Source organism: Gammaproteobacteria bacterium, assembly GCA_022450155.1.
Lineage (GTDB): Bacteria > Pseudomonadota > Gammaproteobacteria > Arenicellales > UBA868 > REDSEA-S09-B13.
This window is the reverse complement of sequence record JAKUQR010000006.1, coordinates 106,596-122,603: the sequence shown is the minus strand read 5'-3', so window position 1 is coordinate 122,603 and position 16,008 is coordinate 106,596. Positions and strand designations below refer to the sequence as shown.

The 16,008-nt window shown below is 53.2% G+C and carries 15 protein-coding genes and 1 pseudogene; 7 read left to right on the top strand and 9 right to left on the bottom strand.

Annotated features, from left to right (window positions below):
• Nucleotides 1-336: 336 nt before the first annotated feature.
• The 5 genes and pseudogenes from MK323_05075 to MK323_05055 form a co-directional block, all read right to left on the bottom strand.
• Nucleotides 337-2,151, bottom strand: a complete 1,815-nt coding sequence (locus MK323_05075; GenBank protein ID MCH2481531.1) for an ABC transporter ATP-binding protein — start codon at nt 2,149-2,151, stop codon at nt 337-339.
• Nucleotides 2,148-3,083 (bottom strand): ABC transporter permease, encoded by a 936-nt coding sequence (locus tag MK323_05070; protein MCH2481530.1) that lies wholly within the window; start codon nt 3,081-3,083, stop codon nt 2,148-2,150. The genes MK323_05075 and MK323_05070 overlap by 4 nt, the downstream gene beginning before the upstream one ends.
• A gap of 11 nt (nt 3,084-3,094) precedes the next feature.
• Complete coding sequence (locus MK323_05065; GenBank protein MCH2481529.1) at nt 3,095-4,060, bottom strand: ABC transporter permease; 966 nt, start codon at nt 4,058-4,060, stop codon at nt 3,095-3,097.
• A gap of 97 nt (nt 4,061-4,157) precedes the next feature.
• A complete protein-coding gene (locus tag MK323_05060) occupies nt 4,158-5,735 on the bottom strand; it encodes an ABC transporter substrate-binding protein (GenBank protein MCH2481528.1) in 1,578 nt (525 codons plus the stop codon).
• A gap of 269 nt (nt 5,736-6,004) precedes the next feature.
• Nucleotides 6,005-6,426, bottom strand: a pseudogene (locus MK323_05055) (hypothetical protein).
• 180 nt (nt 6,427-6,606) lie between these two features.
• On the opposite strand from MK323_05055, the gene MK323_05050 reads away from it, so the two are divergent.
• Entirely contained in the window at nt 6,607-6,762 is a 156-nt protein-coding gene (locus tag MK323_05050; GenBank protein MCH2481527.1) for a hypothetical protein, read from the top strand.
• 59 nt (nt 6,763-6,821) lie between these two features.
• Here MK323_05050 and MK323_05045 read toward each other — a convergent pair whose 3' ends face one another.
• Nucleotides 6,822-7,952, bottom strand: a complete 1,131-nt coding sequence (locus MK323_05045; GenBank protein ID MCH2481526.1) for an aromatic ring-hydroxylating dioxygenase subunit alpha — start codon at nt 7,950-7,952, stop codon at nt 6,822-6,824.
• A 208-nt stretch (nt 7,953-8,160) separates the two neighbouring features.
• Between MK323_05045 and MK323_05040 the strand changes: the two genes are divergently transcribed.
• A complete protein-coding gene (locus tag MK323_05040) occupies nt 8,161-9,576 on the top strand; it encodes a glutamine synthetase family protein (protein MCH2481525.1) in 1,416 nt (471 codons plus the stop codon).
• Between the two features lie 235 nt (nt 9,577-9,811).
• On the opposite strand, the gene MK323_05035 is transcribed toward MK323_05040, so the two are convergent.
• Nucleotides 9,812-10,213, bottom strand: a complete 402-nt coding sequence (locus MK323_05035) for a cupin domain-containing protein (GenBank protein ID MCH2481524.1) — start codon at nt 10,211-10,213, stop codon at nt 9,812-9,814.
• Between the two features lie 228 nt (nt 10,214-10,441).
• On the opposite strand from MK323_05035, the gene MK323_05030 reads away from it, so the two are divergent.
• Nucleotides 10,442-11,119 (top strand): hypothetical protein, encoded by a 678-nt coding sequence (locus tag MK323_05030; protein MCH2481523.1) that lies wholly within the window; start codon nt 10,442-10,444, stop codon nt 11,117-11,119.
• A gap of 34 nt (nt 11,120-11,153) precedes the next feature.
• The gene (locus MK323_05025) at nt 11,154-12,419 is read left to right on the top strand and encodes a CoA transferase (protein ID MCH2481522.1); all 1,266 of its coding nucleotides are present in this window, start codon (nt 11,154-11,156) and stop codon (nt 12,417-12,419) included.
• 12 nt (nt 12,420-12,431) lie between these two features.
• On the opposite strand, the gene MK323_05020 is transcribed toward MK323_05025, so the two are convergent.
• A complete protein-coding gene (locus MK323_05020; protein ID MCH2481521.1) occupies nt 12,432-13,121 on the bottom strand; it encodes a CbtA family protein in 690 nt (229 codons plus the stop codon).
• Between the two features lie 9 nt (nt 13,122-13,130).
• A complete protein-coding gene (locus tag MK323_05015) occupies nt 13,131-13,313 on the bottom strand; it encodes a CbtB-domain containing protein (protein MCH2481520.1) in 183 nt (60 codons plus the stop codon).
• 179 nt (nt 13,314-13,492) lie between these two features.
• Here MK323_05015 and MK323_05010 point away from each other — a divergent pair, with 179 nt between their 5' ends.
• The 3 genes from MK323_05010 (at nt 13,493) to MK323_05000 (ending at nt 15,944) form a co-directional block, all read left to right on the top strand.
• Nucleotides 13,493-13,711 (top strand): hypothetical protein, encoded by a 219-nt coding sequence (locus tag MK323_05010; GenBank protein ID MCH2481519.1) that lies wholly within the window; start codon nt 13,493-13,495, stop codon nt 13,709-13,711.
• A gap of 153 nt (nt 13,712-13,864) precedes the next feature.
• Complete coding sequence (locus MK323_05005) at nt 13,865-14,623, top strand: SDR family oxidoreductase (protein ID MCH2481518.1); 759 nt, start codon at nt 13,865-13,867, stop codon at nt 14,621-14,623.
• 88 nt (nt 14,624-14,711) lie between these two features.
• Nucleotides 14,712-15,944: a Xaa-Pro peptidase family protein gene (locus MK323_05000; GenBank protein ID MCH2481517.1), complete on the top strand. Its 1,233-nt coding sequence runs from the start codon at nt 14,712-14,714 to the stop codon at nt 15,942-15,944.
• Nucleotides 15,945-16,008: the final 64 nt, after the last annotated feature.

The following is a 16,008-nucleotide window of genomic DNA, read 5'->3' as shown; positions in this document are numbered from 1 at the left end:
CGACCCCGGATGGTCGCACGTTGCCGGCGCAGTCACGCACACGAATAAGGAGTAATCGAGGTATATCTCAGCCGAATCAGATCATCCTCTTCGCCAGTTTACCGCCGGTGTGCGCAGAGATGTCGTCGACGATCATGTTGATCGAGATGGTCAGCGTGGCAACCTCGTCCATGTTAATTGAGCAGCCACTGATTCGTCAGACGATCAGCAGCGACGTTGCTAAATCACATGAGGGAAATCCGATTGACGTATTTGCAGACCCGTGTAGAAACGGGCCACTCAATAGTTGGCAACAACGTTTTATAAATCCAAGCCTACACCAAATTCAGGTCAAGTTCAGTGCACAAACTCTTCCATACTGCGATGGCATTCGATCAGGTGACCATCGCCAAGATCCCGGATGGGGGCAGTCTCACGATCGCAGGTATCCTTGATGGCCAGTGGACATCGATCAAAGAATGGACAGCCGATTTCGGTCAACTGCACGACCCGGTCGATACCAGCCTGTGCTTCTTGCGTCTGCATCGTCTCTTCCAACCAGCCGACACGAAGTTCTGGTACAGAACTGATCAGCAGACGGGTGTAGGGATGATAGGGAGGTGACAGCACCTGGTCCGCCGGCCCCTGTTCAACCACCCGGCCAGCGTAGAGCACCACAATCTCATCCGCAAAGGAAGCAACCGTCGAAAGATCATGACTGATAAACACAAACGATACGCCGGTTTGTTTGCGCAACCGTTTTAATAGTTCAATGACATTGGCGCCCACGATCGAATCCAGGGACGAGATCACCTCGTCACAGAGCAACACCTCGGGAGACGCAGCCAGCGCCCTGGCAAGATTAACGCGCTGCTTCTGCCCACCCGAGAGTTCCTCGGGATACCGGCCGGCAAAGTCCTGAGGCAGTTCGACCATGTCGAGCAGCTCCATGACCCGCTTGCGCTTCTCCTTGCCTTTTAGGCCCAGGTAAAACTCTAGGGGCCGACCCAGAATATGATCGATCCGTTGACGCGGATTAAGCGCAGTATCGGCCATCTGAAAAACAAACTGAATTTTCTGTAATTCACTGCGGTCGCGCTTTTGAAGCGCCGGTTGCAATTCGTCTCCGTCCAGCAACACCTGCCCATGTACGGCAGGCAATAATCCGGCCATCACCCGCGCCAGGGTCGATTTCCCGCAACCGGATTCCCCTATCACGCCCACGGTATGGCCGCGTTCAATGGAGACATTGACGTCCCGCAAGACTGTAATCTCAGGTACGCCATTGCGTTTCCTGCCATAACCCGCGGTAATGTCTTTCACCTTTAACGCCGGTACCTCTCGCTTGTGCTCACCCAATGTTTCATCACCCTGACCGGCTGCAGGTGGTGGCCGTACCGCACGCATCAAGCGTCGGGTGTAATCGTGGGTCGGTTGATTTACCACTTGTTCGGCGCTGCCATGCTCCTGGACCTCACCCGCATAGAGCACCACGATATGATCTGCAATCTGCGCCACTACAGCCAGATCGTGCGTCACATAAATGGCGGCAGAGCCTTCTTGCTTAATTACCGATTTGAATGCCTTAAGCACTTCTATCTGGGTGGTTACATCGAGGGCAGTAGTTGGCTCGTCGAGCACGAGAAGATCCGGCTTGCCGCACAGTGCCATTGCAGCCATTAGCCGTTGCAACTGACCCCCTGACACCTGGTGTGGATATCGTTTGCCTAATCGATCAGGATCTGGCAATTCCAGGGCACGGTAGAGTGTCTCAGCACGTTCATTGGCCTGTTTTTGGTTGAGTATGCCGTGTAATACACAAGACTCTGTCACTTGTTCACCGATCGTCAGCGCCGGGTTGAACGTTGCCGCTGCGCTCTGGGCCAGGTAAGCGACCCGCTGGCCACGCAGGGCTCGCAGCTGATTTGGCTCCATGGTAATAACATCTTCACTTTCCAGGCGGACCTCACCGCCGGCAAATTCCAGGCCCGGCTTGGTATACCCCAGAGCCGACAACGCTATGGTGGTCTTGCCCGACCCAGACTCGCCGATCAGCGCCACCACCTCACCGCGGGACACGTTGAAACTGACCCCTTTAACAATCGGCAGCAGGCTGTCATCGTCCCTGCGGGCACTGATTTTGAGATCGTCAACCTCGAGCAGGACACTCATGCAATCATCCTCTTGGACAGCTTGCCGCCGGTAAATGCAGAGATATCATCCACAATCATGTTCACCGATATCGTGAGGGTTGCGATACAAAGCGATGGCAATATCGGTGCCATCGACCCATAGATCAGGCCTGGAAGATTTTCCTTCACCATACTGCCCCAATCCGACATTGGTGGCTGCACACCTAGTCCCAGAAAACTCAATGCGGAGATGAACAGGATGATCCAAACGAAACGCAATCCAAAGTCAGTCGCCAACGGCATCGCGATGTTGGGTAGTATTTCTCGGGTGATAATCCACCATAAACCCTCACCTCGTACTCGAGCCGCTTCAACAAAATCACTGACCATGACCTCCTGCCCCAGAGAACGCGCAATGCGAAACACACTGGCCGCGTAAATTATTCCCGTCAGCAGGATCAGCAAAGGAATCGTGCTGCCCAAAGCAGCAATCATAACAAGCGCCATCATTAATGAGGGTAAAGAAAGCAGTGCGTCGTTTAGCCGGCTCAGAATCGTGTCTAGCACTTTGCTGCCGACGGCCGCTGCAATGCCCAGTGTGACCCCGATGAGATACGCCAACAGGGTTGCAATAAACGAAATTCCGATGGTTGTTCTTGCGCCGTAAAGTAGACGAGATAGAGTGTCCCGACCCAAATAGTCCGACCCAAGCAACACGATTTTACTGGGTGGCAGAAAATCTGTATCCGGATACTCGTCTCCGCCTGGCACAACAAAAAGTGCCTCTTCAAGAATGTCTGCCTCGTGATAAGGAGAGATCGTTGGTCCGATGGCCACTATGATCGCCCAGAAAATGAGGACTACAACACCGGCTTTACCTGCCCAACTGAGTTTTATTTTTCGCTTGGGCGGTGCATCAGGCAGTTCTTCGAACTGCGTTGTCGGACTAGCGTTTTGAGTTATCTCTGACATTGCCAGCTCTCTTACTTGGGATGGCGCAGGCGCGGATTGGACAGTATTGAAGCCATGTCGGCCAAAAAAATTAGGACGACATAAGTGCTACAGAAAATCATTGCACAAGCCTGAACCAGCGGTAAGTCCCTCAGAAGAACGGCTTCGACCATCAATTTAGCCAATCCGGGATAGGCAAAAATTATCTCGACCACCACGACCCCACCGACAAGCCACGCAAGATTCAGCACAATCACATTAACGATCGGACCGATCGCATTTAACAATGCATGCCGCAAGATAATTTTCTTGCGTGGCACACCTTTCAGTATGGCCATTTCAATGTATGGGGAACTCATCACATTCAGAACTGTTGCCCGCGTCATTCGGATAATCTGCGACGAGGCAACTATAATCAAAGTCAAGGTTGGCATTGCTAAGGTCTTAATTAGCACCCAGCCAGTTTCGTTACCTCTCAGAAAAACGATAGAGGGTAACCATCCTAAATAAACTGCAAAAATTAATACTAAAAATGTCGCCACGAGAAAGTCGGGCACTGATATGAGACTCAGCGTCGAGAACGTCACCGTGCGGTCAAGTTGGGTTCCCGGATGCATCGCGGCGATCAATCCGATAAATAATGAAAGTGGAATTGCAATAACTGCCACTAGTGCAGTAAGACGGAGGGTGTTAGTCACTCGAGGCCCCAACACCTCGACGATTGGGGTGCCCAGCCCAGCACCTAAGCCCGCCTTGGAAATTCCTAAGTCCCCCATCGCGACGTTACCCAGCCAGACCAGATACTGCATGTGGGCGGGTTTATCCAGACCGAGTTTTACACGCAGCGCGGCGGTGTTTTCAGGGGTTGCAGTCTGCCCCAGTAGAATCTGTGCAATATCCCCAGGCAACAAGTTGGTGCCGATAAAAATCAGCACCGAGACCAGCCACAAGGTGACTATACTGAGGCCCAGCCGGCCGACAATCGCGCGCCAAAGCATGATGAGTTAATCAAATAACATGAGTTTAGGGTAGCCCAAATAAAGAAGCCCGCACGCGAACGTGCGGGCTTCTTTTCGTAACATCACAGCTATTAACTTAAGCTTCTTTCCAGGCAAACTCGGCCCAGCCGTTCCCGCCAAACTGACCCAGAGGCACGTTGGAGAATCCTTTGACCTTTGGATTGTGGGCATCCAAAATGTTGGTGTGATAAGGAATAATGATCCCGCTTTGAGTACTGACCAGCTTTTGCATCTCACAGTGCATCTCATGGCGCTTGGCTGCATCGGTCTCGGCCAAGGAGTCTTTCAACAATTCTCCCATGCGGTCACTATTCCAGTAAGTGTCGTTCCAGTTGCCATTGGGACCAAACTGAATACCCATCATCGAGTTCGCAGTCGGGCGCATGTTCCATGACACCACGTTCAGTGGCTCTTTCATCCACACCGCACCCCAGTAACCGTCGGTCGGTACCTTTTTCAGTTTCAGATCAAATCCGATCTTCTTGAGGTTCGCCTGCATCAGGAGACACGTATCCTCGATAGCACCAGAAACGGGTGCAACGAACAATTCAGCCGTCGTGTAGCCCGACTTGTTCAGATGCCACTTGGCCTTGTCCGGATCATACGGAATTTGCGGCAGTTCATGACAATGATCGGCGCCATAAGAAATGTTGATCGGATGGTCGTTACCCAGTGTCCCGTGACCTTTTAGGAACTTCCGGACAATCCGCTCACGATCCTGGATGTACCGCAGTCCCTGAACCAGATCATCATTATCACCCGGGGCTGTGTTCTTCAGGCAGCAGATACCACCATACACACCCGCCGGCACTGACAAGACATTCAGTCCTGAGCTCTCGAGCTTCTTGATCATCTTGGCACTGATCGCGCCAATCATGTCGACACTGCCCGCGAGCAACGCGTTTAGACGCGCATTCGGGTCGGTGATCGCTGTGATCTCTATGCTATCGAGGTGTTGGCCAGTGTCGCGCCAATAGTTTGGATTACGCACATGGGTCGACTTCACACCGGCCTGAAATTCGTCAACCAGATAGGGCCCGGTACCACACTTCCACCAGTTCGTCGTGTGTTTCTTGACGATCTTGGCTTGTGGCTGTGTGAGCTTGTACGGCATATCCGCATCGGGTGACGACAGGCTCAGTTTCACGGTGTGCTTGTCGACAGCTTTCCACTCCGTCACTTGGGCGAAAAAGGACTTTATCGAAGACGGCGATCCATCTTCAATGTGACGGTTCATGCTCCACACAACATCGGCGGCCTCCAGAGGATGACCATCGTGGAAGGTAACGCCTTTACGGATTTTGAAGATGTATTCCGTCGCATTACCGTTCACCGACCACTCTTCAGCCAACTCACCATGTAGACTCATGTCGGTCCAAACCTGGATCAAGCCATTGCACCCCGCATTTGCCCGGGTGTAGTCGATGGTTGATGTGCCTAGAATCGGGTCCAAGGTATCGTCTGGACCATGCAGGTTCGACGCAAAGATGACGGAACCGCCCCGAGTGGGTGTTGATGCCAGTGCACTGGCTGAGGTCAGAAAACTGCCAGCGGTCGCTGCAGTCACACCGAGCGCACCCATCGCTGCTAAAAACTCACGACGGTTAACGTGCCCATCGCGGTACATCTGTTGAAAAGTCTTGATTTCTTTCATTTCTCTCGAATCCTCGTGGGGAAAATTGCATTCTTCATATCAACACGAGTAGGGTAAATCTCTACAACCGCCCAACGTGCCAAATACAAACGTGCTAATTACAAGGGAAACAGTGAAACATAGCTACCATTTGGAGTCAACCAACAGACCACGCTCCATCTTTAAACACTTAATTTTAGGTCGTTTGTTGCTAATATCTAGGTTAATGAGCGTGTTGTTTCACGGATTTGGTTACCATTTAGATTAATCATGAGCATTTGCGATTATGTGGATAGATAGATAAACCTCCGGGCCATCGGGATATAGGTGATATCCACGGCCCAGACCTGATTGGGCCGATCTATGCGCATAGGGCGCAGCAGATAGGGATAGATCCGGTGACCGGGGTGCCTGGCCTGTTTAAGCTGCCCTGGTTGGTGAGCGCACCTTCTAAAAAATCATTCTCCAGGGTCAGCTCACCGAGCTTGGCATGCAGGGTCTTGTTATCGATCGGCTGGGCTGATACCTGCCTGTTCTGGTCAAAAGCCTCCGGGATACGCTCGAGTAACTGGGTTTTCCATTGGCTGATCTGGTTGGCGTGTAGGTCAAATCTTTGGGCCAGCCCCGCCAGGGTGTATTCCCCTGTGGCAGCCTCTAATGCCACTTTGGCCTTGAATGCCGGTAAGTGATTCCGGCGTGGTCGCTTGCTCATTTTCTCTCTCCTGATCACTGGGGTTATGATGCCAGTACCAGGCAGAGAATTCACTTAACAGGGTGTTCAGATTTGCGGGGCTACTTCTAATTTCTACCGCTTTCGACGTTACGACGCGTTAGTCCGACAGACACCAATAAATATCGCGCTTTAGTGGGGATTGCTGGGCTCTTGCAGCTTATGGCCAGCACAGCTGTTGTCGCAGCCTGCCCGTGTACCTACACCCCGGCAACTTGGGTCGAAGTACTTGACGGCAACACCAGGATCCTCAAGATAAAAGGTGAGCCAAAAACGGTACACCTCGTTGGTATCGACACACCCGAACTTTCTGATTGATCTCATAGGACAGCTGTGTGATGCCTGAAGAGATTCCAGTTCCACTTATGGTGAGAAGTTCAGATCCCGCCTTCAAGGCCAGGGCGAACTGCATCAGCGACCAGTTCCTGAAACCGCCGCACGCTCACTTCCCAGTGAGGGGAGAGTACACCGCCACCTTCGGCGACGCTGCTGTGGCGCCCTGCCTGAAGCCGTTCGCACATGTGGTGATCCTCACGGTGTACGCTGTCCCACAACTGCCGCGCATGTTCGACCGCAGCTTGACTGTGATCTGAATCACGATGCAGATAAATCACCCGACTTTGCTGAGTTGTATCCGCCGACACCGGACGGTTCAAGTGCACACCGATCTGATCCGGGTAATACAACCCCAATACAAAATTGGGGAACAGCGTTAAATAGCGCGAACTGACACCTAGCGTACCGGCTGCGGCATCGGCCTGTTGTTCGGCCGTCAGTTCAATAGCACTGCCCAGGCAGTGTTCGTCTGCCACCACGTAATGATCCTCAAGCGGCTGACTGGTTGTCGTTTTGTGCACATACTGAACGTGGTAGGGCTCGATGAAGTTTTCCATCAACAACTTCCAGTTGGCCGGCACCTCGCCAAAATCCAAAGTGGCGACAGGTTCAAACTTTTCGGGTTCAAACCCAATCAGCTGGCGTTTGAGTGGCTCGATAAAAACATCGAAATATTCGGCCTGGCCATCCAGGTTGATAAATACCCAGTCATGAAATGTATGGCACCGAATCTCATAAAGTCCGTGATCTGCAAGGTCAAATCCATCGGGCAGACCTGTTTTTTCACCACCAAAGTATGGGGCGAGGCGGAGCTTCCCGCTGAAATCATAGGACCAGCGGTGATAAGGACAGGTAATCAGGACATCGCAATGCCCAGCCCGATCAATCAACTTAAGGTTTCGATGCCGGCAAACGTTATGGAATGCACGAATTTTGTCTGATTCACTTCGCACCAGGAATACCGGCTTACCCGCCACAGTTAGTGGTTGCACATCACCCACCTTAGCCAACTGATGCGCAAACCCGACAAATGACCACGAAGCAGTAAATAACAGGTTGGATTCCAATTCAAAAAACTCACTACGTGTATAAGCCGCGGCCGGTAGTCCATGGTGTACCGGACCCACTTGATCGAAGGCGTTAAAGAATGCTGTGTCTATCAGCACGGTCATAGTAATCACTCAGTGGGCTAATAGCGATGCAAGAGCCTACTTGTCATCATGATGCTCCGACTAATGCGCGGTTACCATAACAGAGAATTTACTTTTTACGTAGACGTACCTAGACTGACTGTACATCACCTGCCGGACCTTGAGGTCGCTTCTGTAACCGACACAAGCCGGCAGCACCCTATCTTGTCTATTTACAGGAATTCTGTCCATGCCCTACATCGAAAACTTTGCCGATGCACTGCCTGATTCAGCGCGTGTAGCCGAAGAAAAAAGCCGACTCGAAGCCGCGGGGGTTAAATACATCCTATCCTGCTGGATCGACCTGCTGGGTGTGCCCAAAACCAAGCCAGTGCCAATTAGCGATTTCGAGTTGTTATGCATGGGAAAAGGGCCTCAGTTCGCAGTCCATTCAATTTCATTCGTGCCAGAACTTGGTCCCGCTGATTCCGACCAAATTCCCCTGCCCGACCTCGACAGTCTCGTGATCTGTCCGTGGGATAAAACTTGTGCCTGGGTGTTCGCAGACCTGTGGTGGGAGGGACAACCTTACAAGCTGTGTCCACGCAGTGCGCTGAAACAAACCATTCAGAACGTTGCAGATCAAGGCTATGCAGTGTACGCCGGTGTAGAGCCTGAATTCATCGTCATGAAATGGCAGGACGGACAACCAGTCAAGGCGTTCGACAATGACCCGGCACCCGGGCAGGGTGTACGGCCCCGCCGACAGGCGTTCGGCTACGATATTGAGTTCTCGATAGACTCGATGGGTTTTCTCGGCGAGATGATCGACATCATCGAGGGACTCGGCTGGAACCTGCACGATGTGGTCTGTGAAGGGGGTTATTCTCAGTTTGAACTGGACTTTCACTACACTGACTTGCTGGCGATGGCCGACCGTCTGGTCTTTCTGCGAGTACTTCTAAAAGAAGTCGCCAAGCGCCACGGGCTGTTCGTCACCTTTATGCCGAAACCGACTATCGGTGACTGGCGATCGGGTGCACACATGAATACGTCGATGCAACTGGTCGATAAACCCGGCGAGAATATTTTCGAAGGCCCAAACGGTAGCTGGGGTGACGCTGTCTTTGGTGCGGTGGGCGGTTTGCTGCGACATGGCGGCGCCCTGACGGCCATTGCCTGCTCAACGGTAAATTCCTATAACGGTCTGGTTCCCCGGGTAGGCGGTTTTGAAGGCGGCACGGTCACGTGGGCACCGACTCACATGACCTATGGCTACAACAACCGGTCGGCCATGCTGCGCCTGCCACAGAGCCGGTTCGCTATCGAGAACCGGGCCGCGGATATGTGCATGAACCCCTACCTTGCCCTGGGCATGTCTGCCGCTGCGATGACTGAAGGCATCGTGAATAACTATGACGCCGGTACGCCGCTCAATCAGGATCTTTACAGCATGAGCGAGGATGAAATCGAACGTTCCGGCGCCCAGCGGCTGCCGCGAAACCTGCTGGAAGCCATAGAGATTCTGCGTACTGACAACCTGGCACGCACAGTACTGGGCGATGCCATGATGAATTCTTACCTGGCCTACAAATCCGACGAGTGGGAACGGTACCATCAGGCCATTACCGACTGGGAAGTCGTTGAATATCTGCGCCTTTACTGAGCGCTGGCCAGATCACCAGTCGTCAAGATCAACTATCTGATGATGCCTAACTCCAATCGATATCGACTACCAAACATTGTTAGAGAATATTGAGCAGTTAATCCAACGACAATACCATCTGCAAAAACAAGTTGTTTCTCTAAGTGTGTAAAAGCTGGTGGTAATTAGCTCAGAGAATATTTTTACTTACGGTGGTTGTTCTTGTAAATCCTCCTGACCATCAACATAACCGCGATCACGTTGGCTTGGGCATATCCTCCGGATCGATCCCTGGAACAAAGGTGATGCCTGCCTGCTGCTTCCAGTCGTGTGGATAAGCCGCATAGAAAATCACACATTTTTCATCGCACTCATAGGCAATATGATTGTCCTTCGGAACATAAAGGACATCACCTGGACTGCAGCTGTACGACTCACCATCGCAAGTCAAACGAAATGTCCCTTCCATGCAGTAAATTATCTCATCGCACGTCAGGTCCCAGGGCACCGAGACCTGATTAAGGAAGTTAAGACCACCACACATAGTGTCACTGACCGCGCTGGTTACGAACGGCTTGATGTAGCTTTTGCCAGGTTCCAGCGTGTGCAGTCGATGTTCGATGTCAGAGAATTTGTAGAGTTGTGGTTTGTTGGCCATATTCTTATCCTTTGCTTATCGGAAGTATTATTGCCGCGCTGAACCTGTTGTAACTTTACAGTCACTGAGATCGTTGCGGATATTATCTACCTAGTATCGTTGAAAGTTGGGTTGTTCGCGAACCACACTTTGCTGGTTCGTCTGGCAATCAATCAATTCCAAACGACAAACAGAACATCTGCATCTAATCAACATGGCGCGGTACGATTACCACATGAGTGCCACCAAGTGAACCCGAATCACCCCCCGTCTCTGTTCCAGGGGCAACATCTACATGTGGCGTTTCTGCTTGTCGCACTGCCGCTGATTTATATCACCCAACCGACAGAAGGTGTCTGGCTCGGCATCTCTGTTGCTCTCTGGTATTGGATCGCGATCACCACACCCGTCCTGCACCAGGCATTTGTATGGATCTCCTGGCGACTTCAACTCCAGCATCGGGTGTTCACCCGACACGGATCCTCTGAATCGGGTCTTCGAATTTATCTGATCTTGTTCTTTACGCTGTTTGTTGGCCGGTTCGTTACCCTGTTCGCCCTTTGCCTGGCCAATCAAAACACTGTTTCCCTACCAATGGAGTTGAGATTGCTGCTGGCGTTGCCGATCCTGTGCCTTGCTGGCTACACAATGTATTCCGTTAAGAAATTCTTTGGCTTTGCGCGTGCAGCCGGACTCGATCACTTCGATCCCGATTATCGCAACCGACCCTTGATCCAGGAGGGCGCATTCAGATGGACAGCCAATGCGATGTACGTGTTCGCCATTCAATCACTGTGGCTGTTCGGAATTCTGGCTGCGTCCAAACTGGCGCTCGTTGCGGCGGCGTTTCAGGCTTTATACATCTGGGTACACTACTACGCGACCGAAAAACCCGACATGGCATTCATCTACCGCAAACAGCAATAACCCCAGACTGACGACGAAAATACCGGAGACACCCATGGCCTCGTTACCCGACGACAGCTCTCAAGAGCAACTCAAACCTTTCGATGGTATCCGGGTGGTGGATTTCACCCATGTGCTGGCTGGCCCTTCCGCGACCTATCAACTGGCCGTCATGGGGGCCGATGTCATCAAGATCGAGCCCCGCCATGAGCCGGACATGTACCGCGAAATCGGCGATAGTGCCGCGCTGGCAAACGAAGGCCGTGGCACCGAGTTCCTGTCCCAGAACGGCAACAAACGCTCACTGTCTCTGGACCTTTCAGCACCAGACGGTGTGGCGGTCGCCCGCAGACTGATCGAAACTGCGGATGTGATGGTTGAGAACTATCGCTTCGGGGTGATGGAACGCCATGGGCTGGGCTATGACGTGGTCAGCGCATTGAACCCACGCATCATCTACTGCTCACTGACCGGGTTTGGGCATACCGGACCTAAAGCCAGGCACCCGGCATACGATGTAGTCATCCAGGCCTACTCCGGACTCATGGCCGCAAATGGTACGCCCGACAGTTCGCCCGTCAGGGTCGGCCCCGCTGTGCTTGATTACGGCACCGGTGCCCACGCGGCGCTGGCGATCTCGTCAGCACTCTTTCAAAGGTCACGAACAGGATTGGGTCAATGTATTGATGTGGCCATGGCCGATGCAGCAATGATGCTGATGTCAAATCTCGTCATGACGACTCAATCCATTGGCCAGACGCCTCCGCCGCCCGGCAATCAACATCCCTCCCGTGCCGCCTATTCAGCCTATCCAACAGCTGACGGCCTACTGATGGTCGGTGCCTACACACTGAAACAACTGCAGCGGCTGTTGAGAGCGATTGACCGTAACGATCTTGCAGAAGAAGTCACCCACGCCACTGCTAAAGAGATCGGCGAGCGTCGGGATGAGTTTGCCGAACTACTGACCAATATTCTGGCGACAAAAACAGCCGACGAGTGGGAGGCACATTTCAATGACGCCGGTGTGCCTGCAGCGCGCGTACGCCGAATTGACGAAGCGCTTCAACATCCTCAAACACAATCGCGCCAGGTGCTGCAACAATCCGATACCATTCCTGAAACGGGCCTGCAACTAAAGGCACCGGTCGCTGCCTTCAATTTCGCGCATGGTGGGCCTACCCTGACGCGGCCAGCGCCCCGACTGGGTGAGCACAGCCATCAAGTTCTCAGCGAACTCGGCTATAGCGACGATGACATCAGTCAGTTGGCTGCCCGTGGCACCGTGTATCTTGAGGAATACTCCTCCACGCCCAAATAATGTACCTATGGGTCAGGTCCTGGACGCGGGCGGCCGCAAAAAGCGGAGTAAGCACAGCGCACTAACAGCACCCAGGAGCAGCCAGAATATCGCGTTGACGATTGCAGTGTGTACCAAGAAAACACTCGTCAGCGCTTCGGGCGCGGCACCGCTGTAGCTCTCCGGGCGGGGTTCACCGACCAGGTGAGGTATTGGTAACAATGCCGCACCGATAACCTTCACCCATCCTGGCGAACCTAAAATGAGCAGCAGCAACCCGATCCCGGTGAACGTCACCGCCAACAACCACCAGAGCTGACGCGGCGCCAATGTCGTCACCGTAGTGCCCGGCAACTCAGGCGGTAAACCCAAGGCAGGTGCAAAAAAGAACGTGGCGTAGCCCCCTATCCCCCAGAGTAGACCTTCGCGCCAACTAACCCGGCCACGAAGCGAAAGTACTGCAGTCATCAACAGTCCAAAACCGATACCCAGACCAATATTGCTGATGGCTGTCCACAGTAAGCGTGTGTGACTGTGCGCTGCATCACCGTGTGCTGACACCGCGTTCTCCGCACTGGAAACGCCACTGTCGATTGCCTGTTCATAGGACTCGGCTTCAGCAATAATCGGCAGCACAAATAATGATTGTGCCCCAGTCAGAACCAACCCGGACACCAGCCCAGCCAGACAGGCTGAGAAGACAATCCGTCTGAATACGTCCAAGTACGAGGTTCAGTGGCAGGGGAAAGCCGCCGAGTGGCGGGTGTCATGGGCCGAGTGATGCAGCGAGTCGTTATGCGCAAAACCGACACCATACAGAATGATCACTGCCAGGATGATGCCGACGAGTGATGGCCACCCGAGACGCCCAACAGCGGGTACCGAAGCTTCAACAACTGGATTAATGCTGTTCATGGCATGTCATCTGATTGACTGTAAACCTGAATTATCGCGAGCCGTGTAAGCATAACAGACCTGATACGGATCACTCCAGCGACCGGCTTTCGTGATCCCCGAACCGGCGCACTATATAAAAGTCGGGACAGAGTCTGGGATTCTGGTGTGCGACCAGTAGTCTCCTCAGTCATACGGTTTTGACACCTGCGGCGGTGCTTGCAGTTCTGGTCGCCGCGGGGAAAACAGCACCCGACATCCAATCCGTCATAGACTTCGCACGTCAGCAGATCGGCGGCTACAAAATACCCCGTCAGATGGTGTTCGTCGATGAACTGCCCAAGAGCGCTCTCGGAAAAGTCCTGAAATCTGAACTGAGATCTTTTTACGGAATCAGCCAAACGACTCAAGAACATTAGAGTTCTATTGCCGCCTGTCAAACCGATAGAAATCGATCTATTCAGGAGGATCTAGAAGCGACAAGGCCTAATTTCCTGACAGTCCCTAGCCTTCCAATCGGGTAGACTTTTCATCAAAGAGAACTACGAACAAACAGATCATATCTAAAGCAGATGATCGACTTGACCAGCAAGACCATACTCGTGACAGGGGGATCACGTGGTATTGGCGCAGCCACCGTGCGCCAACTCGTCGCCCATGGTGGCAGCGTGGTCGTTCACTTCGGTTCCAACCTTACCGCTGCACAGGCGCTCGCTGATGAATTCGGTGGCTCCTCGATTCATCTGTGCCAGGCAGACCTCACTTCTGAAAGCGAAACCGAACACCTCTGGGATAATGCCCTAGCCTGGCGCGGTCATATCGATATCCTGATCAATAATGCCGGCATCTACGAAAAATCACCCCTGAACCTTGATCTTGGCCAATGGCTTGACGACTGGCAACGGACGTTGCGTATCAACCTGCTGGCCGCCGCCCAACTGTGCCGCCGGGCCGTCACCCATTTTCGTGAAACCGGTGGCGGTGTACTGATCAATGTTTCGAGTCGCTCCGGAAAACGAGGCGACAATATCGACCACCTGCACTATGGTGCCTCCAAGGCCGGTATGTTGGCTCTCAATCGAACCATCGCCCGCGATTGTGCAAAAGACAATATTCTCGCCTACGGCATCGCACCGGGTTTTGTACTGACCGACATGGTTCGCCCGGTGATTGAGGAGAAAGGACTCGAAGCCATGGCAGCGATGTATCCCACCGGACGTGTGGCAACGCCGGAAGAGGTGGCCAGCTTGATTACTTTTTTTGCCAGCGGAGTGGCGCCGCAGGCAACAGGGAATACGATTGACTTAAGTGGCGCGGCAGAGGTCACCTGAACCGGGTTTAGTTTTCACTCAGAAATCGACCAACTGCTGGCCCGATGCATGAATTAGGCCGACATATGATTAAAGGAATTATCACACCATGAACCAGTTTTCTCCCGATAGCCTGGTTGCCCAGGATGACTGGAGTGACCTCAGCCAATTCAAGTCACCCCCCGCGATTGATATCGCACGCCTCCATACCCATCGTCTGGCGCGGCTGCGCTCATGTCTTCGGGATACTGGGGCCGCGATGTGCCTGCTCGTCAGTCCGATCAGCCTCCGATATGCGGTCGACTACCGGGCTTATGCACTGTTTCAGTCGCACATCCCGACAGCCTACTTGTTTCTGCCAGTTGACGGCCCGGTGGTTATCCACGGGGCCTTGGATTCCGCCCCGATGGCGGATGAATTTCGTGAGGCCCGGCCGATTTCCTACTTCGATGGCGCGACAGAACTTGAGAACAATGCAAAGCAACTGGCGCGGGATGTGGTCAATTACCTTAAAGAGATCGGTACCGACAATCGGCGGGTGGCTGTTGAATACGTCAACCCCAGTATCACTCAGGCACTGGAGGCGACAGGACTTGAAGTGATCGACGGTGTGCTGGTCTCTGAAAACGCCCGAGTCATCAAATCGGAAGATGAAATCAACTGTATCCGCTGGGCGGTCGCCGTCGCCGAGCACGGCATCGCCAAACTCAAAACCGCTCTGCGCGCGGGCGTGACCGAAGCCCAACTGTGGGGCTTACTCAACTACACCAACCTTGCCAACAACGGAGACTGGCACGACGGCCGCATGCTCGCTTCCGGTCCGCGAATCAATCCCTGGATGCAGGAAGCCACACTCAGGCGCGTAGAATCCGGTGACCTGGTGGGCTTTGACACCGACATGATTGGTCCTTACGGCTACTGTGCCGACATTTCCCGCACCCTGCATTGTAGACCCTCCAAACCAACCAAACGCCAAAAGGAACTCTACCGCCTTGCCCTAGAGGAGATTGAATACAATCTGAAACTGATCCGGCCGGGGATCACCCTGGAGGCCTTTCAGCAACAAGCTTTTGTGCCGCCGGAAGCCTTTCACCAGAATGCTTACACCTGTGTCATACACGGGGTGGGCATGTGTGATGAATATCCGAGAGTGAATCCGGTTTTTCGCGGGCCCAATCCCTACAACGGGACATTGGAAGCAGGGATGATCATCTGTGTTGAGAGTTATATGGGTGCTGTCGGGGAGCGCGACGGCGTTAAACTGGAACAGCAGGTGCTGGTGACAGCAGACGGCTATGAGATGCTCTCTAGCGACCCTCTGGAACCTTCATTGCTGGACTGATTGATAGACACATTAATCGGATCGTCTGCAACACTTTAATGCCTGTGTTCCCGCCGTTACTCGT

What these genes read in the sequence shown, in the direction of transcription:
- MK323_05040 (MCH2481525.1), top strand. Translation starts at nt 8,161, where the DNA reads ATGCCCTACATCGAAAACTTTGCCGATGCACTGCCTGATTCAGCGCGT.
- MK323_05015 (MCH2481520.1), bottom strand. Translation starts at nt 13,313, where the DNA reads ATGAACAGCATTAATCCAGTTGTTGAAGCTTCGGTACCCGCTGTTGGG.
- MK323_05045 (MCH2481526.1), bottom strand. Translation starts at nt 7,952, where the DNA reads ATGACCGTGCTGATAGACACAGCATTCTTTAACGCCTTCGATCAAGTG.
- MK323_05065 (MCH2481529.1), bottom strand. Translation starts at nt 4,060, where the DNA reads ATGCTTTGGCGCGCGATTGTCGGCCGGCTGGGCCTCAGTATAGTCACC.
- MK323_05000 (MCH2481517.1), top strand. Translation starts at nt 14,712, where the DNA reads ATGAACCAGTTTTCTCCCGATAGCCTGGTTGCCCAGGATGACTGGAGT.
- MK323_05025 (MCH2481522.1), top strand. Translation starts at nt 11,154, where the DNA reads ATGGCCTCGTTACCCGACGACAGCTCTCAAGAGCAACTCAAACCTTTC.
- MK323_05035 (MCH2481524.1), bottom strand. Translation starts at nt 10,213, where the DNA reads ATGGCCAACAAACCACAACTCTACAAATTCTCTGACATCGAACATCGA.
- MK323_05075 (MCH2481531.1), bottom strand. Translation starts at nt 2,151, where the DNA reads ATGAGTGTCCTGCTCGAGGTTGACGATCTCAAAATCAGTGCCCGCAGG.
- MK323_05005 (MCH2481518.1), top strand. Translation starts at nt 13,865, where the DNA reads ATGATCGACTTGACCAGCAAGACCATACTCGTGACAGGGGGATCACGT.
- MK323_05050 (MCH2481527.1), top strand. Translation starts at nt 6,607, where the DNA reads ATGGCCAGCACAGCTGTTGTCGCAGCCTGCCCGTGTACCTACACCCCG.
- MK323_05070 (MCH2481530.1), bottom strand. Translation starts at nt 3,083, where the DNA reads ATGTCAGAGATAACTCAAAACGCTAGTCCGACAACGCAGTTCGAAGAA.
- MK323_05060 (MCH2481528.1), bottom strand. Translation starts at nt 5,735, where the DNA reads ATGAAAGAAATCAAGACTTTTCAACAGATGTACCGCGATGGGCACGTT.